The sequence below is a fragment of the Streptomyces sp. NPDC031100 genome (genome assembly GCF_055570785.1).
The window spans coordinates 25,095-48,286 of record NZ_JBVIGN010000006.1 but is presented as its reverse complement, the minus strand read 5'-3'; the positions used below and the strand labels follow the sequence as shown (position 1 = coordinate 48,286).

The 23,192-nt window shown below is 71.4% G+C and carries 24 protein-coding genes and 1 pseudogene; 13 read left to right on the top strand and 12 right to left on the bottom strand.

Annotated features, from left to right (window positions below):
• Nucleotide 1: 1 nt before the first annotated feature.
• Both ACZ5DS_RS18365 and ACZ5DS_RS18360 read right to left on the bottom strand, forming a co-directional pair.
• Nucleotides 2-1,126 (bottom strand): polyamine ABC transporter substrate-binding protein, encoded by a 1,125-nt coding sequence (locus tag ACZ5DS_RS18365; RefSeq protein ID WP_468239428.1) that lies wholly within the window; start codon nucleotides 1,124-1,126, stop codon nucleotides 2-4.
• A gap of 173 nt (nucleotides 1,127-1,299) precedes the next feature.
• Nucleotides 1,300-2,475, bottom strand: coding sequence for an aromatic ring-hydroxylating oxygenase subunit alpha (locus ACZ5DS_RS18360; protein ID WP_468239425.1), 1,176 nt, complete (start codon nucleotides 2,473-2,475; stop codon nucleotides 1,300-1,302).
• A gap of 499 nt (nucleotides 2,476-2,974) precedes the next feature.
• Here ACZ5DS_RS18360 and ACZ5DS_RS18355 point away from each other — a divergent pair, with 499 nt between their 5' ends.
• Genes ACZ5DS_RS18355 through ACZ5DS_RS18320 form a run of 8 tightly spaced genes read left to right on the top strand, consistent with a single transcriptional unit; the run spans nucleotide 2,975 to nucleotide 10,988 of the window.
• Nucleotides 2,975-3,412 carry a hypothetical protein gene (locus ACZ5DS_RS18355; protein WP_468239422.1) on the top strand — a complete coding sequence of 146 codons (438 nt, stop codon included), beginning with the start codon at nucleotides 2,975-2,977 and terminating at the stop codon, nucleotides 3,410-3,412.
• Nucleotides 3,409-4,662 (top strand): NADH-ubiquinone oxidoreductase-F iron-sulfur binding region domain-containing protein, encoded by a 1,254-nt coding sequence (locus ACZ5DS_RS18350; RefSeq protein WP_468239419.1) that lies wholly within the window; start codon nucleotides 3,409-3,411, stop codon nucleotides 4,660-4,662. Before ACZ5DS_RS18355 ends, ACZ5DS_RS18350 begins: the two co-directional genes overlap by 4 nt.
• 50 nt (nucleotides 4,663-4,712) lie before the next feature.
• Nucleotides 4,713-4,904: a ferredoxin gene (locus tag ACZ5DS_RS18345; RefSeq protein WP_468239416.1), complete on the top strand. Its 192-nt coding sequence runs from the start codon at nucleotides 4,713-4,715 to the stop codon at nucleotides 4,902-4,904.
• A gap of 1 nt (nucleotide 4,905) precedes the next feature.
• Nucleotides 4,906-6,960, top strand: coding sequence for an acetate--CoA ligase family protein (locus ACZ5DS_RS18340; protein WP_468239414.1), 2,055 nt, complete (start codon nucleotides 4,906-4,908; stop codon nucleotides 6,958-6,960).
• A 33-nt stretch (nucleotides 6,961-6,993) separates the two neighbouring features.
• Nucleotides 6,994-8,166 (top strand): acyl-CoA dehydrogenase family protein, encoded by a 1,173-nt coding sequence (locus ACZ5DS_RS18335; protein ID WP_468239411.1) that lies wholly within the window; start codon nucleotides 6,994-6,996, stop codon nucleotides 8,164-8,166.
• Nucleotides 8,167-8,207: 41 nt separating this feature from the next.
• A complete protein-coding gene (locus ACZ5DS_RS18330) occupies nucleotides 8,208-9,380 on the top strand; it encodes an acyl-CoA dehydrogenase family protein (protein WP_468239408.1) in 1,173 nt (390 codons plus the stop codon).
• A gap of 35 nt (nucleotides 9,381-9,415) precedes the next feature.
• Complete coding sequence (locus ACZ5DS_RS18325; RefSeq protein WP_468239405.1) at nucleotides 9,416-10,318, top strand: 3-hydroxybutyryl-CoA dehydrogenase; 903 nt, start codon at nucleotides 9,416-9,418, stop codon at nucleotides 10,316-10,318.
• Between the two features lie 58 nt (nucleotides 10,319-10,376).
• A complete protein-coding gene (locus ACZ5DS_RS18320; protein ID WP_468239402.1) occupies nucleotides 10,377-10,988 on the top strand; it encodes a TetR/AcrR family transcriptional regulator in 612 nt (203 codons plus the stop codon).
• A gap of 37 nt (nucleotides 10,989-11,025) precedes the next feature.
• Here the strand turns inward: ACZ5DS_RS18320 and ACZ5DS_RS18315 are convergent, their stop codons facing one another.
• The 3 genes from ACZ5DS_RS18315 to ACZ5DS_RS18305 form a co-directional block, all read right to left on the bottom strand.
• Nucleotides 11,026-11,397: a hypothetical protein gene (locus ACZ5DS_RS18315; protein WP_468239399.1), complete on the bottom strand. Its 372-nt coding sequence runs from the start codon at nucleotides 11,395-11,397 to the stop codon at nucleotides 11,026-11,028.
• 85 nt (nucleotides 11,398-11,482) lie between these two features.
• Nucleotides 11,483-11,857, bottom strand: coding sequence for an alpha/beta fold hydrolase (locus ACZ5DS_RS18310; RefSeq protein WP_468239396.1), 375 nt, complete (start codon nucleotides 11,855-11,857; stop codon nucleotides 11,483-11,485).
• A gap of 81 nt (nucleotides 11,858-11,938) precedes the next feature.
• A complete protein-coding gene (locus ACZ5DS_RS18305) occupies nucleotides 11,939-12,715 on the bottom strand; it encodes a DUF427 domain-containing protein (RefSeq protein ID WP_468239393.1) in 777 nt (258 codons plus the stop codon).
• A gap of 111 nt (nucleotides 12,716-12,826) precedes the next feature.
• On the opposite strand from ACZ5DS_RS18305, the pseudogene ACZ5DS_RS18300 reads away from it, so the two are divergent.
• Nucleotides 12,827-14,041, top strand: a pseudogene (locus tag ACZ5DS_RS18300) (RNA-guided endonuclease InsQ/TnpB family protein).
• 54 nt (nucleotides 14,042-14,095) lie between these two features.
• On the top strand, nucleotides 14,096-14,425 hold the full coding sequence (locus ACZ5DS_RS18295; RefSeq protein WP_468240321.1) for a 2Fe-2S iron-sulfur cluster-binding protein: 330 nt from the start codon (nucleotides 14,096-14,098) through the stop codon (nucleotides 14,423-14,425).
• On the opposite strand, the gene ACZ5DS_RS18290 is transcribed toward ACZ5DS_RS18295, so the two are convergent.
• Genes ACZ5DS_RS18290 through ACZ5DS_RS18270 form a run of 5 tightly spaced genes read right to left on the bottom strand, consistent with a single transcriptional unit; the run spans nucleotide 14,422 to nucleotide 18,594 of the window.
• Entirely contained in the window at nucleotides 14,422-14,580 is a 159-nt protein-coding gene (locus tag ACZ5DS_RS18290) for a hypothetical protein (protein ID WP_468239391.1), read from the bottom strand. The genes ACZ5DS_RS18295 and ACZ5DS_RS18290 overlap by 4 nt on opposite strands.
• A gap of 36 nt (nucleotides 14,581-14,616) precedes the next feature.
• Complete coding sequence (locus ACZ5DS_RS18285) at nucleotides 14,617-15,741, bottom strand: DUF2235 domain-containing protein (RefSeq protein ID WP_468239389.1); 1,125 nt, start codon at nucleotides 15,739-15,741, stop codon at nucleotides 14,617-14,619.
• Nucleotides 15,742-15,752: 11 nt separating this feature from the next.
• On the bottom strand, nucleotides 15,753-16,589 hold the full coding sequence (locus ACZ5DS_RS18280) for a DUF6424 family protein (RefSeq protein WP_468240318.1): 837 nt from the start codon (nucleotides 16,587-16,589) through the stop codon (nucleotides 15,753-15,755).
• The gene (locus ACZ5DS_RS18275; RefSeq protein WP_468239386.1) at nucleotides 16,480-18,081 is read right to left on the bottom strand and encodes a DUF6461 domain-containing protein; all 1,602 of its coding nucleotides are present in this window, start codon (nucleotides 18,079-18,081) and stop codon (nucleotides 16,480-16,482) included. Before ACZ5DS_RS18275 ends, ACZ5DS_RS18280 begins: the two co-directional genes overlap by 110 nt.
• Nucleotides 18,082-18,120: 39 nt before the next feature.
• Nucleotides 18,121-18,594, bottom strand: a complete 474-nt coding sequence (locus ACZ5DS_RS18270) for an SMI1/KNR4 family protein (protein WP_468239383.1) — start codon at nucleotides 18,592-18,594, stop codon at nucleotides 18,121-18,123.
• A gap of 211 nt (nucleotides 18,595-18,805) precedes the next feature.
• Between ACZ5DS_RS18270 and ACZ5DS_RS18265 the strand changes: the two genes are divergently transcribed.
• Complete coding sequence (locus ACZ5DS_RS18265; protein WP_468239380.1) at nucleotides 18,806-19,762, top strand: hypothetical protein; 957 nt, start codon at nucleotides 18,806-18,808, stop codon at nucleotides 19,760-19,762.
• A 371-nt stretch (nucleotides 19,763-20,133) separates the two neighbouring features.
• On the opposite strand, the gene ACZ5DS_RS18260 is transcribed toward ACZ5DS_RS18265, so the two are convergent.
• Complete coding sequence (locus tag ACZ5DS_RS18260; protein ID WP_468239377.1) at nucleotides 20,134-20,715, bottom strand: alpha/beta fold hydrolase; 582 nt, start codon at nucleotides 20,713-20,715, stop codon at nucleotides 20,134-20,136.
• A gap of 72 nt (nucleotides 20,716-20,787) precedes the next feature.
• On the opposite strand from ACZ5DS_RS18260, the gene ACZ5DS_RS18255 reads away from it, so the two are divergent.
• Nucleotides 20,788-21,396 (top strand): TetR/AcrR family transcriptional regulator, encoded by a 609-nt coding sequence (locus ACZ5DS_RS18255; protein WP_468239374.1) that lies wholly within the window; start codon nucleotides 20,788-20,790, stop codon nucleotides 21,394-21,396.
• Nucleotides 21,397-21,665: 269 nt separating this feature from the next.
• A complete protein-coding gene (locus ACZ5DS_RS18250) occupies nucleotides 21,666-22,628 on the top strand; it encodes a hypothetical protein (protein WP_468239371.1) in 963 nt (320 codons plus the stop codon).
• A gap of 92 nt (nucleotides 22,629-22,720) precedes the next feature.
• Here the strand turns inward: ACZ5DS_RS18250 and ACZ5DS_RS18245 are convergent, their stop codons facing one another.
• A complete protein-coding gene (locus ACZ5DS_RS18245) occupies nucleotides 22,721-23,170 on the bottom strand; it encodes an HD domain-containing protein (protein ID WP_468239368.1) in 450 nt (149 codons plus the stop codon).
• Nucleotides 23,171-23,192 lie beyond the last annotated feature (22 nt).

Sequence of the window (23,192 nt, the reverse complement as noted above, 5' to 3'; positions counted from 1 at the left end):
GTCAGCCCGCCTTCACATGGGTCCAGGCGGTGTCGCGGGCGTCCTCCGCCGCGCGGCCGCCGTTGCGGAAGAACAGGTCCGCCTTCAGCTCGTCCTCGGTGACGAGGCACTCGGGGAACGGCTTGACCAGCTCTGCGTAGACCTTCTCGGAACCCGCCACCGGCATCGGGTAACCGATGTACTCGATGTTCTTCTTCACGTTCTCCGGCCGCAGCATGTAGTCGATGAACAGCATCGCGGTGCCGGGGTGCGGGGCGTTCCAGGGAATCGCGTAGCAGTCGGAGTTGATCGGCGTGCCCTCTCTGGGAGCCTGGAAGCCGAACACGGAGGGGTCCTTGGCCTGGTTGAGCATCGCGGCCATGTCGCCGCTCCACGCCTGCGTCATCACCGCGTTGCCGTTGAGGAGGTTGTTGTAGCTGTCGCTGGAGAAGCCGCGCAGCCGCGGGCGCAGAGTGCTCAGCAGGGAGGTGATCCGGTCGAGGTCACCGGTGTCCCCGGTGCTGACGCCCAGGCCGAGTTCGAGGGCCGCCATGCCGAGGACCTCGTCGCGGTCGTCCAGCAGGAAGACCCTGCCCTTGGCCTTGTCGCTCCACAAGTCCCGCCAGGATCCGGTCAGTTCGCCGATCCGGTCGCGGCGCCAGCCGATTCCGGTCTTGTACGCGGTGAAGGGGACGGTGTGCGCGGAGCCGGGGTCGTACCAGGGGTCGGAGAAGTAGGTGTGCGCGCCGAATACAGCGGGCGCGTTGGTGAGCTGGGAGTGGTCTATACGGCGTAGCCGGCCGCCGCGCACCAGGCGCTGGGCCCACTTGGCGCTGGGGAAGATGATGTCGTAGCGGTTGCCGGCGTTGAGCTTGGCGACCATGCCTTCCATCGAGTCGAAGTTCGACTGGACGACCTTGACGCCGTACTCCTTCTCGAAGCCCTTGAACACGGACGGGTCGACGAAGTCGGCCCAGTTGAAGTAGACGAGATCGCAGTCCACGCGCGCCCGGACCGGGGCGAGCTGCCGGGCGTCGGGCGTTTTCGCGGGCATGAACCCGCAGCCGCCGACCGCGGCGCCCAGCAGGCCGCAGGCGCCTGCCCGCAGCACGGTGCGTCTGGTCGGTGGGGGTACGTCGGGGGACATGGAACGTCCTCTCCGTCGAGGAACGGCACAACTCCAGGGCGGGACCGGCTGGTCGGCTCGACGGAGGCCCTGACTCCGTGGGGAAGACCGGTCTGGGGAGGGTGCGACGTCGCGTCAGCGGGGGAGGGGTAAGTCCGACCCGAGGCGGAGGGAGTGCGGCGCGCGCGAGGACGTCACTGCGCGTCCCCCTCCAGGTCGTCCCGGACCCGGCGGGCGAACCAGCCGACGGCGGCCTCGCGCTGCGAGAGCGGGCCCGGCTCGAACCCGGGCGTCGACAGTCCGGCCTGCACGCGCTCCACCAGCTCGGCGTCCTCGTCGTTGGTGACCCAGCCGATGTGGATGTTCAGCCGCCGGGCCAGCCTCGTGCGGACGCTCTCCCCGTGCCGGGTGTAGAAACCGCCGGGAATCGCCGCCCGGTCCTGGGCGGTGGGCAGGGCGGTCCACGCGAGCACGTGGTCAGGGTAGAAGTCGATGAGCGTGTTCGGATAGATCACGGCGTAGCGCCACACGCGCCGGTCGGCCTCGGTCAGTCCCGGCATCGGGGTGGCCAGCCGCTGGTAGAGGCGCTCGGTCCAGTTCGAGGAGGGCTTGTCGCGCAGCGGGGACTCGAAGAGGACGTAGTTCTCCCGGACGTCCACCGTGTACGCCTGGTAGTCCAGCAGCCGCATCAGCGCGGGGTGCGCCACGGGGACGTGGTAGCCCTCCAGATAGTTGTCGACGATCACCTTCCAGTTGGCGTTCTGTTCCTCGCCGCCCGCCAGGTCGTGGATGCGGTGCCGGCCGACGGGTACCAGGCCGGGGTCGGCGTAGCGGCCGACGGCCTCGGCGAGCCCGGCGCAGCTCTCCGCGAGCGGCGTCGCCTCCAGGTCGAGGTTGACGAAGACGAAGCCGAGGAAGGACTCCACGTTGACGGGGTGGAGTCCGAGCCGGGGCTTGTCCAGGCAGGGGATCCGGCGCGCCTCGGGAGCGCCGACGAGGCGTCCGTCGAGCTTGTAGGTCCATCCGTGGTACGGGCAGCGGATCGCCTTGCCGGCCGGCTCGGGGGTCGTGACCAGGCGGGTTCCGCGGTGCCGGCAGACGTTGAGGTGGGCGGCGAGGCCGCCGTCCTCGGTGCGGACGACCAGCACCTCCCGGCCGGCGGCGGTCGCGGCCAGGCGGGCGCCGGGTCCGGGGAGATCGGATTCATGGCAGACGAGCTGCCAGGACTTGGCGAAGATGCGCTCGGTCTCGGCCTCGGCGATGGCCGGATCGGTGTAGTAGCGCGCGGGCAGCGCTTCCCCGGGATGCTCGGGGGGCGTCCCCGGCGGGGCAGGGGAGACGACGGCTGCCCGGGTGGTCGAGGGGTGCATGGAGTCCTCCTCCGCGCCGCGGCGGCGGCGATCGGCGGTGAGGCTGTGCCCGGATCGGAACGGCAGGTGCGGCCTGCGGACCTGCCGGAATCCGGCTGACTAATTGGTTAGTCAGAGTGCGACTGCGGCGGGTTCAAGTCAAGACTTGTGGGCTGACTAATTAGTTAGTTAGTGTCGAGGCAGGCGGATGGCCCGGGCCGCAGACGGCCGCCCAGGCGCATTCCGCAAGCCCGCGGACCACCGTCCGCCACACCGGGCGTCCGGATCCCTACGCCCCGGTCCCCGGGCGGGACCCGGCTCCCGCCGGGCACCTCGACCGGTCCGGCCATGCGTCCGCATCGGCCCGGACACGCTCCGCCCACGTCCGTGCCCGGCCCCGGCCGGGCACCCGCACCGCTCCCCGCCCCTCTCGTCACGGCGCCGGAGCAGCCCCGTCCACGCCAACGCCGCGCCACCCGCCTCCGGACCACCCGGAGACGGTGCGACCCCGGAGGCACGCATGAGCGCTCGCCGAAGTCTCGTATGGCTCGGCCTCACGCCGGAGCCCGAACAGGAACTGCCCGCAGCGGTGGCCGCCCTGCGGACCCCGGCGGACGGCCGCCCGCCCGCGGCCCTCGTCGCCGCCGAGCGGCACCGCGTCGAGCGGCTGGTGCTGCGCGGCACGCAACGCGGCTGGCTGCGCTACCTCGGCGAGGTCACCGACCTGGTCGTCGAGGCCGCGGCGGGCTCCGCGACCGCCGATCCGCAGGCGGCGCTGGTGGCCGGCGAGGTCGTCCTCGATCACCACCGCATGCTGATCGGCCTGCCCGGGGCGGGCTACGCGCGCACGGCCGCGCAGCGGCGGGACCTGCAGCAGGCACTGGCGCGGCTGAGAACCCGTCCCGTCACCAGCCACTCCAGTCACACCGGCCACTCCGAGCCCAGGAGCACCGTATGACCGGCGTCATCTCCCTCCTCCCCGAAGGACGGCCCGGCCTTCTCGTCCCGCTGCTGTCCGGGGCCTGGCTGTCCGGTGGCAGCGAGGATCTCGCCCGATACCTGGCCGCAGGCGGTTACGCGCCGCTGCCCGCTCCCGACCGGTTGCTGGACCGGATCGCCGCCGCGGGGCTGCGCGGCCGCGGCGGCGCCGGCTTCCCCGCCGCCGTCAAGCTCCGTGCCGTCCGCGACGCACCGGGCATCCCCGTCGTCGTCGCCAACGGCGAGGAGGGCGAGCCCGGTTCGGTGAAGGACCGCTGGCTGCTGCGGCACCGACCGCACGTCGTCCTGGACGGTCTCCGGCTGGCAGCGGCCATGACAGGAGCCGAACGCGGCTGCGTGTACCTGTCCGACGCCGGCGCCGAGCGAGCCGTACGACAGGCGCTCGACGAGCATCCCCCCGAGCTGCGCGTCGACGTCGTACGGACGGAGCACACGTACGTCGCGGGGGAGGAGACCGCGGCCGTACGACGCATCGACGGCGGTCCGGCCCTGCCGACGGCGAAACCCCCACGCCCCTTCGAGAGGGGTGTCGGGGGCGCGCCCACCCTCGTCGCCAACGTGGAGACGCTGGCCCGTGTCGCACTGACGCACTCGCGTCCCGCGGCCGCGGACGCCGTCGCCGGCACCCACCTGCTGACCCTCTCGGGTGCCGGTCGGACGGCCGCACTCGTCGAGGTGCCCGTCGGCACGCATCTGAAGGTCCTCGCCGACCTGTGCGGCCACGGCCGGGCCGAGGCGGTGCTCATGGGCGGCCTGTTCGGCGGCCTGTACGGCGCGGGCTGGACGGACCTGCCGCTCGACCATGACCACCTGAACGCGGCGGGCGGAGCCCTCGGCTGCGGGGCGCTGCACTTCCTGCACCCGGAGGACTGCCCGGTCGCCGTGGCCGGCGAGGCTGCCGCCTATCTCGCGGCGCAGAGCGCCCGCCAGTGCGGGGTGTGTGTCAGGGGCACCGGGGCGCTGGCCGGAACCCTCACGGCCGTCGCACGCGGCGCCGCGCACCGCGACCCGACCGACCAGCTGCACCGCTGGTCACGGCAACTGCCCGGGCGCGGGGCCTGCGGCCTGCTCGATGCCGCCGCCCGCATCGTCGCCACCCTCCTCGCCCACTTCCCCGACCGCGTCGACGCCCACCGCCGCTCCGCCTGCCTCGCGTGCGCAGAGCCGGCACCCGAGGACGGACGCCGATTCAGGGTGCCGGTGCCCTGACCCGCATCCCACCCATCCGCCCGCACCCGGCGCACCGAAAGGACCGCACCATGAAACTCCTGCTGGACTCCACCCGCTGCCAGGGCTACGGCCTCTGCCAGGAACCCGCTCCCGAGCTGGTCGACCTCGACGAGTGGGGCTATGCGCACGTGCGGGAGAACGAGGTCCCCGCCGGTGGCGAGGACGCCGCCGCGGCCGCTGTCGCCGCCTGCCCCAACTCCGCGCTGCGGCTGGTGAAGTGACATGGGACGAGACCTGTCGGCCCTCTTCGACCCCGTCTCCGTCGCCGTGGTCGGAGCCAGCGACGACCCCGCCAAGTACGGCCACGCCATCGCCGCGCAGGCCCTCCGCGCGAACGGCCGCCGCCCTGTCCACCTGGTCAACCGGCGCGGCGGCACGGTGCTCGGCCGCATCGCCGCCCCCAGCCTGAGCGCGATCGGGGAGCCCGTCGACCTGGCGGTGGTCTCCGTGCCCGCCGCAGGCTTCGAGGACGCCGTCGACGAGGCCCTGCGGTGCGGGGCCCGGGCGATCGTCGCGATCACCGCCGGCTTCGCGGAGACCGGCGACGCCGGGCGGACCCGCCAGCAGGCCGTCGCCGAACGCGTCCGTGCCGCCGGCGCCGTGATGGTCGGGCCCAACTGCCTGGGGATCGCCGACAACACCACCGACCTCTTCCTCGCCTCCGACACCTTCACCCCCGGCGGCGTCGCGCTCCTCAGCCAGAGCGGCAACCTCGCCCTCGAACTACAGCTCCGCTTCCGCCCGCACGGCCTCGGCTTCTCCCGCTTCGTCTCGCTCGGCAACCAGGCCGACGTCACCCTCGTCGACCTGCTCGCCGACTGCGCCCGGCACGAGGGCACCCGGGCCATCGCGGTCTACGCGGAGGACTTCGCCGACGGACGCGCCTTCGCCGAGGCCGCCGCCGACGCCGGGAAGCCCGTGGTGCTGCTCACCGCCGGACGCGGCGACGCCTCCGCGCGCAGCGCCCAGTCGCACACCGGCGCGCTGACCACCTCGGCCGACGTGGTGACCGCGGCCTGCCGTGACGCCGGTGTGGAGCTGGTCGCCACCCCCCGCGAACTCACCGTCGTGGTGGCCGCGTTGAACGGCACACACCGGGCGGCCGGTCGCCGGGTCGCCGTCCTCACCGACGGCGGCGGCCACGGCGTCGTCGCCGCCGACGCCGTCGAGGCGGCCGGCCTGACCGTGCCCGAACTCCGGGAACCGACGCGGCAGCACCTGCGGGACGCCCTGTGGGACCAGTCGGCCGTCGCCAACCCGGTGGACCTCGCCGGGATGGGGGAGCAGAACCCCGGCTCGTACGCGGAGACCGTCGACGCGCTGCTCGCCGCCGAGGAGGTCGAGGCCGTCCTGATGACCGGCTATTTCGGCGGCTACGCGGCCGCCGACGGCGGGCTCGGCGGGGGCGGCACGGTGCTCGCGGACGGAGAACAGGAGGCAGCGCGCCTCATCGCCGCCCGGCACCGCGCCACCGCGAAACCGATCGTGGTGCAGTCCATGTACCCCGAGTCGCCGAGCTGCCGAACCCTCGCCGCGGCCGGCATCCCGGTCTTCGCCGCCACCGAGGACGCCGCCCGCGCCCTCGCGGCGACGGCCCCCGGCGCACAGCGCGCAGGCGTCCCCCCGCTGCCCGCGCCCGCGTCCCCGCTGCGCGAGAGCGGCTACCTGGAGACCCGCAGAGCCCTCCAAGAAGCCGGACTCGCCTTCCCCGCCGCGCGCGAGATCCACGACGAGGCCGAACTGCTGGCCGCCGCCGAGGAGTTCACCGGACCCTACGTTCTCAAAGCCCTCCATCTGCTGCACAAGTCCGACGCGGGCGGTGTGGCACTGGGCCTGGCCGGCCCCGGCGAACTGCTCGCCGCCTTCCGGGAGATGCACGCCCGGCTCGGCGCCCCCTCCTACTCCGTCGAGGCCATGGCGGACCTGACCGACGGCATCGAACTGATCGTCGGCGTCAACCGTGACCCGCGCTTCGGCCCGGTCGCCATGGTGGGGCTGGGCGGAGTGCTGGCCGAGGCACTGCGCGACACCGCCTTCGCCCTCGCCCCGGTACCCGCCCACCGTGCCCTGCGGCTGCTGCGCGGCCTGCGCGCCGCCTCCCTGCTCGACGGGGTGCGCGGAAGGCCCGCCGTGGACATCACCGCAGCCGCGGCGGCCGTGGAGACGATCACGGCATTCGCCACCGCCCACCCGGAGATCGCCGAGATCGAGGTCAACCCCCTGCTCGTGAGCCCCCACGGAGTCCTCGCCCTCGACTCCCGCGCCGTACTCGCCTGACCCACCCCTTTGCGACACCACCGAAGAGGCCCCATGGACATGCGCTACACCCCCGAGCAGGCCGGCCTCAAGCGCCGCGCCGCCGACTACGCACGCCTGCTCATGCGATACGAGGACCAGTCCGAGCAGGCCGGCGGCCCCCTGCCGCAGCAACTCGTCACCGAACTGACCCGGGCCGCCATGGACGCCGGTGTCTACGCCATCAACATGCCCGCCGAGTGGGGCGGAGCCGGCCTCAGCCTCCTCGACCAGGTCATCGTGGAGGAGGAGTTCGGCAAGGTCACCAACTGCCTCTGGGACATCCCCTGGCGGCCCGCCAACGTCCTCGCCCACGGCGACGAGCGGCAACGCGAGAAGTACCTGATGCCCGTGATCCGCGGGGAGAGGTTCGACGCGTTCGCCGTCACCGAACCGGGCGCGGGCTCGGACCCCTCCTCCGGCACCTCCACGGCCACCCGCACCGAGGGCGGCTGGCTGCTCAACGGCGAGAAGTGGTTCGTCACTTGCGGCGACATCGCCGACTTCCTGCTGGTGCAGGCGGACGCCGGCCCCGACCTGCTGCCCACGCTGTTCTTCGTGGACAAGGCCGCGCCCGGCGTCGAGATGACCCGGCTGCCGCGCTTCATGCACTCCGCTGTCAACGGGCACCCCGAGTTCACCTTCACCAACGTCTTCGTGGCCGACGAGGACGTGCTCGGCGGCGTCGGCAACGGCTACGAGCTGACCAAGGAATGGTTCACCGACGAACGCCTGATGATCGCGGCCCGCACGGTCGGCGCGGCCGAGCGCGCCCTGCAACTCGCCCGCGACTGGGCCGTGGAGCGCGAGCAGTTCGGTGCCCCGATCGCCTCGTACCAGCTGATCCAGGGCATGCTCGCCGACTGCGCCGTCGACATCGCGGTCAACCGGGCCTACACCCACCAGGTTGCCTGGGAGGCCGACCAGCCGGGCACCGACCGCAAGACGCTGCACGCCAAGGCCTCCACCGCCAAGCTCGCCGCCAGCGAGGCCGCCGGCCGGGTCGCCGACCGCTGTCTGCAGATCTTCGGCGGCCGCGGCTACGACCGCACCTATCCCGTGGAGCGCATGTACCGCGAGCTGCGCGTGGACCGGATCTGGGAGGGCACCTCCGAGATCCAGCGGCTGATCATCGCCAATGAACTCATCAAGCGCGGCACCCGCGCCCTGGCCCTGCCCACGCACTGAACCCGCCCGCCCACCCCGATCACCGCACAGCGAGGACTTCCATGGACTTCCGCCTCACCCCGCGCCAGGTGCAGCTCAAGGCCGACGCGCGCGCCCTCACCGACGTCATCGCCGCCTACGAGATCCAGTGCGAGGAAGAGAACGGCCTGCCCGCGAGCGCCCACACCAAGATCCGCGACGCGGTCCTGGACGCGGGGCTCCAAGCCGTCAACATGCCGGCCGAATGGGGCGGCGCCGGACTGACCATCGCCGAGCAGGTCACCGTCCAGGAGGAACTGGGCAGGCTCACCGGCGCCCTGTGGGACATGGTGTGGCGCCCCGCCAACGCGCTCCGCTTCTGCACCCCCGAGCAGCGCGAGCGCTTCCTCGTCCCGGTCATCAGGGGCGAGCGCCGCGACTGCTACGCCGTCACCGAGCCGGGTGCGGGCTCGGACCCGCAGAACCTGGCCACCACCGCGACCAGGAACGACCGGGGATGGGTGCTGAACGGCGAGAAGTGGTTCGTGACCGTCGGCGACCACGCCGACTTCATGATCGTGCTCGCCGCGGCCGGCCCGGACCGCGCGCCCACGCTGTTCCTCGTGGACAAGGACACCCCGGGCATCGAGATGACGCGGGTGCCGCGCTTCATGCACACCTTCGTCTACGAGCACCCCGAGTTCACCTTCACCGACGTCCAGGTCAGCGACGACGCGGTACTCGGCGGCATCGGCGAGGGATACGACATCACCCGCTCCTGGTTCACCGAGGAGCGCCTGATGATCGCGGCCCGCACCACCGGCGCGGCGGAACGTGCGCTGGAGCTGGCCCGTGACTGGGCGGTGGAGCGGGAGCAGTTCGGTGCCCCGATCGCGTCGTACCAGCTGATCCAGGGCATGCTCGCCGACTGCGCCGTCGACATCGCGGTCAACCGGGCCTACACCCACCAGGTGGCGTGGGAGACCGACCAGGCCTCGGCCGAGGACCGCAAGAGGCTGCACGCCAAGGCCGCCATCGCCAAGCTCTCGGCGAGCGAGGCCTCGGGCCGGGTGATCGACCGCTGCCTGCAGATCCACGGCGGGCGCGGCTACGACCGTGCGTACGCCGTCGAGCGGCTCTACCGCGAGCTGCGCGTGGACCGGATCTGGGAGGGCACCTCCGAGATCCAGCGGCTGATCATCGCAGGCGAGCTGATCAAGCGGGGCACGGGGGTCCTGGACCTGCCCGTCGCCTGACCCCCCACATCGCCACAGACCGGAGAGGAAGACGGATGACCGACATCGAGCGAGTGGGGGTAATCGGCGGTGGCCTGATGGGCGCCGGCATAGCCGAGGTCTGCGCTCGCGCCGGCGTACCGGTGACGATCGTGGAACGCGACGCAGAGGCGGCCCGTGCGGGCCTGCGGCGCATCACCCGCTCGCTCGACCGGGCCGTCGCACACGGCAGGCTCAGTGCCGAGCGGCGCGCGGCCGCCGCGGCCGTGATCACCGTCGTGGACCAGCTCGAGGCCCTGCACGACCACGACCTGGTCATCGAGGCGGTACCGGAGGACGAGGCACTCAAACGCGACGTCTTCGCCCGCCTCGACTCCGTGATCACCGGCGACCGGACCATCCTCGCGACCAACACCTCCTCCATCCCGGTCATCCGGCTCGCCACCGCGACCACCCGCCCCGATCGGGTCGTCGGCGTGCACTTCTTCAACCCCGTCCCGGTCCTGCGGCTCGTGGAACTCGTGCCCTCGCTGCTGACCTCGCCCGCCACCACGGCACGGGCGGAGACCTTCGTGACCGGCGCCCTCGGCAAGGAGGTCGTCCGGACCCGGGACAAGGCCGGATTCATCGTCAACGCCCTGCTGGTCCCGTATCTCCTGGCCGCCGTCCGCATGGTGGAGTCGGGCAGCGCGACGGCCGAGGACATCGACCGCGGGATGGTCCTCGGCTGCGCACACCCGCTCGGCCCGCTGGCCCTGACGGACCTGATCGGCCTGGACACCACCCGCGCCATAGCCGAATCGCTCTACGCCGAGTTCCGTGAACCGCAGTACTCGCCGCCACCCCTGCTGTCCCGGATGGTGGAGGCCGGCCTGCTCGGACGGAAGTCCGGCCGGGGCTTCCACGTGTACGACGAACAGCCACAGCGTGAGGCGGCGGCACCGGCGAGGCCGCAGTGAGGGAAAAGTGAGGGAAAATGTTCATGGCGTACGACCACCGAGCGAGGGGAGCCGCAGCGTGTCCACGAAGGTGCGCACGGCAGACACACGCGAGCGCATCCTGACCGCGGCGTGCGAGGTCATCGCCGAGATCGGCTTCGAGAAGATCCGCATGCGCATGGTCGCGGAGCGGGCCGGTGTGTCCACGGCGCTGCTGCACTACCACTTCGACACGCGCGAGAAGCTCTTCACCGAGGCGATGACCCACTCCTTCGCCAACACCGCCGTCGACCTCGAACGCGATGCCGAGACCGCGCCGGCGGCGGTCATCCTGGCCCGCATCCTGCGCAGCCTGCTGCCCACCGATCCCGAACTGCAGCAGGACTGGCGGCTGTGGCAGGAACTGTGGGCCCGGGCCCTGCGCGACGAGACGACCCGCGCCTTCGCCGTGGACCTGTACGGGCAGCTGCACGCCTGGGTGGCCGGCGCCGTACGGCGTGGCATCGCCTCCGGCGAGTTCACACCGACCGACGTGGACGACCTCAGCACGCTCGTCCTGTCCCTCAGCGACGGCTACGGCATCCGCCTCATGCTGCGCGATCCGACGGTCACTCTGGACAGCGCCCTCACCGCCGTCTGGCGCCAGGTCTCCGCCGCGTTGGGGCTGTCGGACTCGATGCCCACGGAGTGAATCACCGCGCGATCCACGGCACACGGTGGTGGCGCGCCTAGCAGGCCTGGGCAGAACCCTCCCACAGCTCGGGCACCCGGCCGCCGCCGGTGAGCATCTGGGTCGCCAGCGCCCGCAGCGTCGCGGCGAACGCGGCCGGGTTGCGCAGGAACTCCATGTGAATGCCTGGGAATTCGGCCCAGGGTGCCCCGATCCGACGGGCGATCTCGATCGAGGGCCGGGCGTAGTAGGTGCCCCGGTCTTCCGCGCCGGCCCCCAGCACGATCGGGAAGGGCGCCGCCTCGAGGGCGGCCTCGTCGGGCCGGAACGCCGCGAAGCCCGGCCACTCGGACGCGAAAAGGTGGTCCTGATTGCCCAGGAAGCGCTGCCACAGATCGTCGGGCCAGCGGTACGTGCCCTCACCGCGCACCGTCTGCGCGAATCGGAGGCCGGCCGCCGGGCCGCCGCCTTCCGCGTACCGCGCGGCCAGCTCCGGGAAGAAGCCGCGCGCCGGGTCACCCTCGGGCAGGACGTCGACCGCCGGCGGCTCGTGGGCGATCAGACACGGCCTCGGGATGCGACGCGGCCAGCGTGAGCCCGATGATCGCGCCCCCGCTGTTGCCGAACACCAGCCCGCGGCCGCCGGCCGGCCCTTCGAGCAGTTCCCGGGCGTCGGCAGCCTGCCGCGCCAGGTCCATGGGCCGGCCGTCGCGCCCGGTGCTGCGGGAGTTGCCCCGCCGGTCGTAGCTGATCACCGTGAACGCGCTGGCCAGCTCGTCAGCGATCGCGGAGTAGTACCCGGCATCGCCGCCGGCCCCGCTGATGAGCAGCAGGGCCGGTCCGCTGCCGCGCACCTCGTAGTACAGCTCGGCGCCATCGGTCTCAAACATGCCACTGCGCATACATGCACTCCGTTCATGTACTCCAGGGCGCACTCTCGATCTCGCTCCTCACTGTAAGGGGGTGACCCGTCACTGCGCCCTGACGTCCTCGGCGTCCAGGCCGCGGTCGATGCCGTGGGCGATGACCTTCTGCCCCGGTTCGGGGTGCAGGCACTTGCCGTCGAGGTGAACCCCGACCTGGTCGGGTTCGAACGACACGAGGCCGCCGATGCGGTCGACCTCCCGGTAGGCGCCGCGGTACGACCACGCCGCGCGGCGCACATCGCCGATGTCGTAGTAGTCGCACAGACCCTTGTAGGGGCAGAACGTCTGTCCGTCGACGGGGTGCAGCCGCGTCTCGTCGATGTTGCCGCGCGGGACGTACCAGCGGGGGGCGAACCCGGACTCGTAGAGCACGACGGGGTGTTCGGACCGGGCGATCACCGTGTCACCGAGGCGGACTTCCAGGCGGCGCGAGGTGGTGCGGATGTCGATGCGGTGGTAGGCGTCGGCGGCGTGTCCGAGGATGCGTTCGCCCTCCTCGTAGAAGGCGTCCATCGCGCGCCACGCGAAGGCGACACGGCCCTGGAGTGCTGCGGCATGCCCCGGCAGCGAGGTGAATTCCCAGGCGGCGCGCTCGGCGGTGCTGCCGCCGGCGCGCACCGCGTACCAGGCCGTCTCGCCGAGGTCCTTGCGCCGGCTGACCTTGCCGCTCGCCACCAGCGCCTGCTCGTCCACGTCCTGCCGGGGGAAGTAGGCGACGGGGTAGCGGCCCGGCTCGTGCAGCAGGACAACGTTCTCGCTGTCGGCGATCCATCCCTGATCTTGCGTGGGTATCCCCGGCTTCAGCCGGGGAGGGAAACGCATCCTCGGGCCGGAGGCGCGCAACGCCGGAGTTCTCTGCGCTCACGTATTCTGACCTGCACTTTCTTGATATCGTCTTCTCAACTTCGTTGCTGTGAAAGGGAGGTGGGCCGGATGATTCGTGCGTACAAGTTCCTCATGCGACCCACCGTGGGGCAGGCGGCAGCGCTCGGCGAGATGCTGCGTGATCACTGCTCGCTCTACAACGGGGCGTTACAGGAACGGCGTGACGCCTAACGGCACGTCTCCAAGACGAGCATCAAGTATGGGCAGCAGTCCGCGCAGCTCAAGGAGATTCGGGCATTCGATCCGGAGCGCCAAGGGCGTTGGTCGTTCTCCAGCCAGCAGGCCACCTTGCGCCGCCTCGACAAGGCATTCGCCGCGTTCTTTCGGCGCGTGAAGGCCGGAGACAAGCCCGGCTACCCCCGCTTCCGGGGCGTGAACTGGTTCGACACGGTCGACGTCCCGAAGGACGGGGACGGCTGCCGCTGGGACTCCACCCCGCACGATCCCGTCACCCGCGTCCGGCTGCAAGGCGTCGGACACATCAAGGTCAACCAGCACCGGCCCGTGGTCGGCAAGGTCAAGACCGTCAGCGTCAAGCGTGAAGGCAAGCGCTGGTACGTGATCCTGACCGCCGAACAGACGCAGCCCGATCCGCTTCCGGCAACCGGCTCCGTGGTCGGCATCGACATGGGCATAGCCAACTTCCTCGCCGACTCCAACGGTGAGTTCGTGCCCAACCCCCGGCATGGGCGCAAGGCCGCAGCGAACCTCGAAGCCGCACAGCGCGCCCTCGCCCGGTTCCCTCGCGCCCGCCGCGACAAGCGCACCGCCAACCACCAGCGGGCCGTCCAGCGTGTTGCCGACCTGCACCGCAAGGTCCGGCGTCAGCGCCTGGACCACGCCCACAAGACCGCGCTTGACCTCGTCCGCGAACACGATGTCATCGCGCACGAAGACCTCAAGATCCGCAAGATGGTCAAGGCCCCCGCACCCAAGCCTGACCCGGCCCAGCCGGGCAGGTTCCTGCCCAACGGGGCCGCAGCGAAGGCCGGGCTCAACCGCTCGATCTCGGATGCCGGATGGGGGGTGTTCCTGACGATCCTGCACGCCAAGGCTGAAAGCGCCGGACGGGAAGTGATCACCGTGGACCCCCGCAACACCTCCCGGACCTGCCCCCACTGCGGGCATGTCTCAGCGGAGAACCGGCCCACCCAGGAGAAGTTCCACTGCGTCTCGTGCGGCCACAACGCGCACGCGGACACGGTGGGCGCTCTGAACGTTCTACGGGCCGGGCTGGTCCGTCGCGACGCCAACCCGGCATAGCGAGAAGCCCCCACCTTCAGGTGGGGGAGGAGTCACACGGAGCAGTTCAGCGCCCTGCCCGCGATCAATCCCGGCGTCACGCCCACCGCCTCGGTCCGGCCGCACCAACCCCCAGGGCCGACGGGCACCGGTCCCCTCGTCACCTTCGCCCGCAGCGGCATCACGACCCCGTGGTCACCCGCTCACGCCTCGCTCCTCGATCTCGCCGAGGCCTGCGACATCCCCACCCGCTGGTCCTGTCGCACCGGCGTCTGCCACACCTGCGTCACGGACCTCGTGTCGGGCGACATCACCTACACCACCCGGCCCCTCGAACTCCCCGAGGCCGGCACCGTCCTCGTCTGCTGCAGCGAACCGAGAGGTGAGGTCGTGCTCGACCTCTAGCCGGGCGGTCTGCGCCAAGCCAGGCCTGGTGGCGGTGAGCGGTTGAAGTCGGCCCCCTTGCTGTGGGGCGCGTCCAGGTACTTCCAGGTCTGCCTGCGGCCCTCGTCCCTGCGGGCGCAGCCGTTCGCCTTCAGCGATGCGGTGATGGCCGTCACTGCGCTTGCGGTGCCGGGCGTTCTGCGCGTCGGCTCTCAACCGTCCTGCGGATGCGCGGGCTTGGTCCAGTCCGGGTCGGACCAGTGGGCCGACTCCGTGGGATCGGGAAGGTCGGGGCGGTAGTCGGGGTCCCGCTCGCGGCGGAGCCGGACGCTGGCGTGCAGCACCACGTCCTCGGGTATGCGGCGCGAGTGCCGGCCGGCCAGGATCCACAGCGGGCCGTTGGGGTGGATGGCCGCAACGGCGAACTCCTCGGTCACCGCGCACGCCTCCGCGTACGCGCCGGGACGGAAGACCAGGTCCTGGGCGACGCCGTCGGTGATCCACTTGAGCGTGACGGTCGAGAGCAGGGGAGCGCCCTTCGCGTGCGGAAAGGTGCCTCCGACGTCGGAGTGCACGCCGGCGAACCAGACTTCCTGTGCCGTGTCGCGCAGCGGCTCCGGCCGGCGCGTCACCAGGAATTCCTGGAACGGGCGCCGCTTCTCGTCGAGGGACACGGCATGCCGGATGCGGGCCGCGTTGGGGAGTTGGTGCGTGTACGGCCACCGCAGCGTGCCCAGCCGCAGGATGCCCGCCGCCTTCACCGTGTCCCAGACGCCGAGGTAGGCGACGGGCAGCGCGTGATGGGAGACCTGCCGCGGATCGTTGCGCTTGACCTCCGCCCACAGCGGCTCGTGCTCGGTCCGCCGGCAGAAGGCGTGCGAGAAGCGCGCCACTTCCCGTTCGCTTCGGTCGATGTCGTGGTTGAAGGCGTACTTGGCCACCGCGTAGGGGACGAGATTCTCGGAGCCGGGGCGCATGAGGCCCGGCTTGTTGAGCATCCCGACCAGCGCGCGGGCGGTGTAGGCGCCACGGCTGAACCCGAAGACGTACACGTGGTCTCCGGGCTCCCAGTGCTGCATCAGGTACGTGTACGCCTCGGCGAGATTCGTCCTGAGCCCGGTGCCGAAGGCGAGACCGGAGAGCCGGGACAGCTTGCGGCCGACCGGACCGCGGGCCCCGGCCGACGACATGGTGCCGACGCCGGGGTCGTAGTACAGGAGCTGGCGTGTCGGGTCGTCCGCCTCCAGCATCTCGAACAGCCGGACGACGTTGGTCGGATACCGAGCGCCCACCTGATTGCTCGTTCCGTCGAGGCAGACGACGATCCTGCGGGACATGGGGACCTCTCTCAACGGGCCCGGGAGCTGCGGCCGTTCCCGCGGGTCCGGCGTGTGGCCAGCGGCCCGGCGGCGGTGCGCTGCCCTGGCTCGATCTGGTCGGAGAACGCCTGGAGTGCGGCCGAGCTGTTCGGCGGCAGGACCGCCATCAGGCCATGCTCCTGCGCCTCGGCCAGCGTGTCCGCGGCCTGGCTTCCCTCCGAGGCGAGCACCAGACGCACGTGCCCGTCACCGGACCCGCGCCGGGCCACCGGCGTCACGGCCCCATGCGTGCCGTCGGGCAGGGTCACCCACAGCTGGAAGTCGTCGTAGCGGACGAAGTCTGCACCCTTCACCGGCCACGGGTAATGGTGCTCACCGGGCACCTTCGGCAGGATGCCCTGGTGGTTCCCATGGCTCATCGGCACACACGCGTTGAAGAGGGAGTCCGTCCAGGCCTCGACGCCGTCGGCGTCCTTGATCGGCGTGCGCAGCAGTTCCTCGGCCTCCTCGTAGCCCAGTTCGGTCAGGGCGGGCAGGGTCTCGGGGAAGCCTGCCACGAGTTCGGCCGCGTCGCGGCGCAGCCGGTCGACCCTCGACGGCTCGGCGCAGAACTGCATGCTCCACTCGATGCCCACGCGGGCCCGGTACATCCGCCAGCCGCCCGCCGTCTTCACCCACAGGCTGCCCCCGTGGTGCATCTCCCAGTGCTCGGACCCGACGGGCCGGGGCCCGTACGGCAGGTCCGCGTCGTCCATCTCATCGAGAATTTTGTGCGCCGTCCGCTTCGCGGCCTTGAAGAACGGCGAATCGAAGCGCTTCGGATGCTCGACCAGCCGGATCTTCCAGGGATGGCTCTCCGGCTCGATGCCGCCCGGCTTGAGGGTGTCGGGCATCGGGGACGTGGCGACGGTGCCGGCGCGGGCCATGCTGACCTCCTCGTGCCGCCCGCGGCCCGGGGTACGGCCCGCGGTGCCGAGTGCCCCCTGTGACCATCGTGCGCCTTGGGGCGGAAGTGCGCGAGCCGGAAAGGTCGTTGCCGGCAAATGACGGCAACGAGTGACTGCCCGGCCGCGGCAGCCGGACACCGTACTCGGCAGCGAGTGCCTCCAGGGCCCGGCGCTCGCCCCGCCGCTCGGTGTGCGCGTCGTCCTGCCGGAAGAGCCGGTCCGGGTCCAGCGCGGTCGGCACGGATCCTCGTATGCCCACCGCCGTCCCCCGCACGGTCAATGCGTACCGTTCCTCCCCGTTCTCCGCGAAGGACAGATGGAAGACACCGGGGCGGTGCCCGTCGGAGGGCTCGCTCCACACCGTCACCGCACGGGTGCCCCGCGAGGCGGCGATGCCGGGGGAGACGAACCGCTGCTCGACGAAGCTGTGCCCGGGCCGTGGTTCCAGGGCGAAGCACCAGCCGGTGCCCGCCCGCCCGACGGCGGTCAGCGCCCTGTCCTCCCACGTGGAGACGTGCGCGTCGCCGCGGATACGCATCCGTGCGTCCCACAAGGTCATCGGCTCGTTCAGGACGGTGGTGTCGTCCGCGCCGATACGGCCCGGCAGCTCGGCCGGCTCCACCCCCTCCACGAGGACGAAGCGGTACGACTCCGGGACGTTGCCGGGCTCCCCCTCGGCCAGCCACGCCAGGCCCGGCGGATCCAGGTCGGCCGTCGGAGCCGGGGCCTCGCCCCGCTGCCCGGCCCGGGGTGTGGCCAGCAGCTCCCGGCCCCGCTCCGGGGTGAGCAGCGGGCCGAGGAGCGGGTCGGCGCACAGGCCGACCGGGGCAATATGGTCGGTGCTCAAAGGCCGCCAGTCGGGCAGGGCCGCGCGCAGGGTGTGCCATGCCGCGTCCGTGTCGCCCCAGCGTGCCTGCTCCCGCGCCTCCTCCACGGCACGTCCGAAGGCACCTTCAGGGGTGTAGCGGAAGGTGCCTTCCCGCACGTCCCGCAGGATCTCGTACGCAGTCCCGACCACCGACTCGGAGGCGCCCCCCAGGCAGTAGGTCCACGAAGCATCGTCCCGGTGATGGCTCACGTGCTCGGCAGCCAGCACGGGCACGACCTCCGGTGCGTACAGCGGATCGGCCGCGAGCCCGTGGAAGGACACCATGGAGGTCTGCCCGAGCAGCCGGCGGATCTGATTGCGCAGCCCCGTCGCCCGTGGCCTGCCGTACTCGATCGCCTCCGCCAGCAAGGCCTCGGCCTGCTCGTACCGTCCCCGCAGCGCCTCCAGCCGGGCGTCCTCGACGGACGCGTCCAGCGCCCGCGTCGTCGCCTTGACGATCTCCGCCCCCGCGCCGTCCGGCCGGTGTGCTTGCAGGCTGTGGAACTCCCGGTACATCGCCTCCATGAACGCACGGAACGACACGTACCGCTCCGGTGGGCTCGCGCGCCACGATGCGTAGCATTACACGGCCCACTCACCGTCATCGCCCACGTCCCCAGGATCCAGCAGGACGTACACGGCATCCGACTCCACGTCCAGTTCCAGCGCCCGCTGCCACATCCCGGCCAGCAGCTCCTCCTCGGGCGTGGCGTCGTCGTCCAGATCGCCGGGGTGGAACTCGGCCAGACCCGCCGCGTCCTCGTGCCACCGGACCTGGTCGGTTCCGGCGAGCAGCCAGACGAAGCCCCCCGCGTGCCGCCAGCCGTCACTCACCGCCAGGAACGCCCGGTACGAGGGAGGCAACCGGTGCCCGAGCCGCTCCTCCAAGGCGACGATCCGCTCCTCGGACGCGGGCGGGAACCCCAGCCAACGCGTATGCAGGGGCTCCTCGTCGCCCGCGGGCCGCTCGTCCGCCGGCGCGTCCGGATCCTGCGCGTCCGCCCACTCATGGCTCCAGCGCACCAGGAAGGCCCGCCAGTCGTCGATGTCCGTCATGCCACCGATCGTGCCGGCCACCACTGACAACGCCCCGGCCTGCTACGGCGGTTCGGACCCGCAGGGCAGGCCGTGGGCCTTGACCAGATACGTCCGACCAGACCGGCCCGAAGACGCGTGCATCATGCACCTAACCCCGGGTAAGGCGGGTAAATCATAACGATCTTGGCGTAAACCTTGTGTGAATCCTGAGCGCCTCTAGCCTCCCGGCATGGCATTTCTTTCAAGTCGCCGCAGAAGGGCACGTCTGGCCCCGGAACTCGACGACCAGGAGCTGGGCAGACTGCTGAAGTCCCTGGTGGCGACGAGGAGGACGGGAACGATCGCGACGACGGACCTGTGCGTGGCGCAGATTTCCCGTCTCCTGGAGCAGGACCCGGGCGGCTGGGACCGCCGGGCGCACCGCGTGGGTGTCCTGGCGGACTACTTGGCCGATTCCCATCTGTCGCGGTCCTGGGCCACGAGCGAACCCCGCAACGCGAGCGCGCTCGTGCTGCATGCCTGCACACACGTGGCATGGGCCCGCTCGCAGGGGCGCCCGGAGGATGCGGCGGACGCCACCGAGAGCTGTCTGCGGGCCGCCGAACTCACCCCGGAAGACCCCACCCCCTGGGTGATCCTCCTGGAGGTGGCACGCATGCAACGCTGGGAACAGTCCCAGGTGTTCGGCGTGTGGAACGAGGTGCTCGCCCGCGACCGCTGGAACCGCGACGCCTACCTGACCATGCTGGGCTACCTCACCCCCGAGGAAGGGGGCTCGCGCATCCAGGTCCTGGAGTTCGTGGACGCCCTGCGCGCTCGCATGCCCGCCAACGCGCCCTGCGCGGCGACCGAACTCACCGCTCAGGTTCTCCAGTACCACTCCGTCCTCGACCGCGGTGGATTCGAAGCGCTGGTGGCCCGCAACCACTGGTCCCAGGTGATGGCCGCCCAGGCCCTCGACCGCGTGGCCCAGACCTGGGTGCAGCCGGGCTTCCTCCGCCATGCCAAGGCGCAGGCCGACCTCAACCTCCTCGCCTACGCGCTGATGGCCGCCGACCGGCGCCACGAAGCCCGCCCGGTCTTCGAGGCACTCGGCGGCACGGTCACCGCATGGCCCTGGCGGACCGGCGGCGACCCGCTGACGGAGTTCGACCAGGCGCAGCGGAGGGCAGCCGCCGGGTCGTGATCTTCTCCGGCTGGGCGCGGACGGCGTGGTGATGGACGGGCTGGACGCGGCCTCGGTCGGTGAGACGGTGGCCCAAGCCCAGCCGGAAGTGATCGTGCACCAGATGAACCGCGATCTCCATGGCGCAGGCCGGCAAGCCCGACATCAAGCATCCGGACCGTTGGTTCGCCACGTTCACGGGTTCGGACAGCACTCGCCAGGGCGTGGCGGTCGTGAGGGCGTCGTGGGTGAGGTGGCGCCGCAGCGGAAGGCCGCTGTGCCACCGCACCTCCGCCGACATGAGCACGTCCCGCACGTCGGACCCGCTGGGGCCACCGTGCGGGACGTGGGCGACGAAGAACCCTCCTGCCTCGGGCCGGCGCGTGGGTCGGTCAGGCCGCGAGCAGTTCGGTGACCAGGCGGACGGCCTCTGGCACCTCGACGTGGTCGTCCGGTGTGGCCCCGAAGTGCGCGCCGGTGGGCGTCACGACGGCGGTCGCACCGAGGCCGTCGACGAGCAGCCGGACGTGTTCGGTCGGGTCGGGCTGGTTGACCGGGTCGTCCATGGCCTGGAGGACCCGGAAGCGCCGGGCCGAGCGGCGGATCCGCTCCCAGTCGAAGCCGCCGTCGAAGAATTCGGCGAGTTCGTCGTAGCCGACCCCGTGCGCCGAGGTCGCCACCAGCAGCACGCCCGCGAACACCCCGTGTGCCTCGGGGTCGTGCTGCTCCAGGAAGCGCAGCACATTGACTCCGCCAATGCTGTGCCCGACCAGCACCGTGGACTCGGCGGGGCCGGCGGCCAGGACAGCCTGGCCGTAGGTCTTCCGCCAGGGCTCCAGTCGTGGGGCGGCGGTCTCCGGCAGGCGGGGCACGGTGACCCGGTGTCCGGCCGTCGCGAGCCGCTCGGTCAGGTACGGGAACCAGACGCTGTCGTCGCTCGAGCCGTAGCCGTGCGACACCACGATTTCGCTCATGATCGATCCACTCTCTAATCGAAACGCTCCGTAGCGTTTCGATTGAAGATAGCACGCTGCTACGGTGTCGCCGTGCCCACAGGAGAAACCTCAAGCCGCCGGACCGGCGGACGGATCCGCAGCGAGGACGCCCACAACGCCGTCCTCGCCACCGCGATCGAGCTCGTAGAGGAACTCGGCTACCAAGCCGTCACCATCGAACGCATCGCCACCCGCGCCGACGTCGCCAAGAGCACCATCTACCGCTGGTGGAAGTCGAAAGCGCCCCTCGTCATGGACGCCTACCGCACGGCCGTCGAACAGCGGATGCCCGAACCCGACACCGGCTCACTCACCGGCGACCTGACCGTCTTCGTCACCGCCCTGTACGGCATCACCGCGCACCCCGTCCGAGTCAAGACCCTGCGCGGCCTCATGGCGGAAGCCCAGCTCGACCCCGCCTTCGCCGAGCCCTTCCGCGAGTGGGTGGAGAGCCGGCGGGCCGTCATGCTCAGCCTGCTCAGCAGGGGCGTGGAACGCGGCGAACTTCCCGCCACTGCCGACCTGGACGCCACCACCGACCACCTCTTCGGACTGTTCTGGTACCGCCTCCTGGTCGGTCACCAACCCCTCGACGCCGCCCAAGTCCCTGCCCACATCGACCAACTGCTGCACGGACTTCGTGTGCGACACGGGCAGTAGGGCCCGTCGACAGGCGGCCACCCCCGCTGCTGTGCGCGCCCTCGCCGACCGGGCGGACATCGTCTTCGTAGGCCTCGACTTTGAGCGTGTGTCTGCCACGCGCGGCCGAGCAATCAGCGTCCACGGTCAGTCGCAGGCGTACGGCATCATGACGGGAACGCGGGGGCCCAGGCCCCGCCCCATCCCCATCCCCGCCCCCATCCCCGTCCCCGTCCCCGTCCCCGTCCCCGCCCCCGTCCCCGTCCCCGTCCCAGTGAAGGGTTCGCCCGGTGAGTACCGTCCCGCCCCCCGAAGAATCCGACGGGGGATCGGAGGAGCAGTCCTCCATATCCGACGAGCAGTGGGCGGCGTTCCTGCGGGACGCTGCCGAAGGCGACGGCGCCGCCGCACCGAAGGAGCCGTCGGCGCGGGCCAGGATGGTGGACCGGCGGCTCCGGGAGGTGCCCGAGGCGGAGAAGAAGGCTCGGTGTCCGAAGGGGCGTGCGTTCGGCGACAGGGCACGTGCGTCGATCCCCTGGCTGGCAGCGGCGGCCGTCGTACTCGTAGGCGCCTACCAGCAGAACCTTTTCTCGTGGGGGACGCCACCCGCGTCGGGCCCGGCGAAGGCCGTGTCACGGCCGGGAGGCGGTATCTCCGACGGCGATCGGTGCGGAGCCATGGGCTACCACCACTTCCCGCTCCCCGCAGCCGCCTCCGCACCCGCACCAGCGCCGCAATCCACCGGCCCACATCCCGGCCCGCAACTCGAACTCGGCTCCTACGGCTATGAGGAGCTGTCCCCCCGCACCCCCGGCCGCTTCACCATCGAGTTGCTCTTCGCGCCAGGCCCGAAGGGATCGCTCAAGGTGTCCCGGACCCTGGGCGGGGAGGGCGTCGCGGTGGAGATCGAGGGCCCGGACGGACTGGTCGCCGGCGCGCACGGCCTCCCTGTCACCTGGGATTCCCCCGGGAAGGCCGACCGCGAGGACAAGACGCACATCGACCTGAGCGGTGGCGGCAGCGCCGAGGTCACACTGCCCGTACAGGCCCTGTGCCCCGGCTATGACGGCACCACCGTGTGGAAGAGACTTCAGGCGCCGATCGACTCCTCCAACACCATCATCGGGCAGCCGGCCTACACCCTGACCGTGTCCGTCCGCGATCCCGGCATCGGAGCACTGCGCAAGTCGATCGGCTCTCCGACCGGCGGCAACCTGCTCAGCGCGAACAATCTTGTGCCCGACGGTCCCTGAACACGGTGTCAGCGACCACCGGTTGAAGGAGATCGCCCCGTCGGACCCGATCGGCGCGTTCGACGGGGCGGCGGCGACCGGTTTCGGCCAGGTCACTCGGGCCAGTCGGAGTTCTTGATGACCTCGACGAAGTCGGTGGGTCGGAAGCCGGGGACGTAGTGGGCCAGCACGTCGGCCTTGACGTTCCCGAAGGTGGTGTCGGGCCGGTCCTTGATGCCCTTCGTGAACGCGGCGAGGATCTGGTTCTTGAAATCCGGGCGCGGGTGCGCCGCGACGACGGCCGCACGCTGCTCGTCGGAGACCGCGTGATGGCCGATCCCGAGGACGTCCAGCTCGACACCGCGGTCGTGGAACATCGCCCCCACGTACAGCAGTTCGGGATCGAAGCCGAGCTGCTGCTCCCGGCCGCGCAGCGCTCCCCACAGGAAGACCCGCCGGGAGTGGTGGAACAGCAGCGGCGGGGCGAGCTCGCGAACCAGCTCGGTCGCCTCCCGCACCAGGGCGGTGTCCGGGATCTCCACGCCTGCGATCACTTCGCTCATCGTCGTCTGTCTCCTTGCCGGA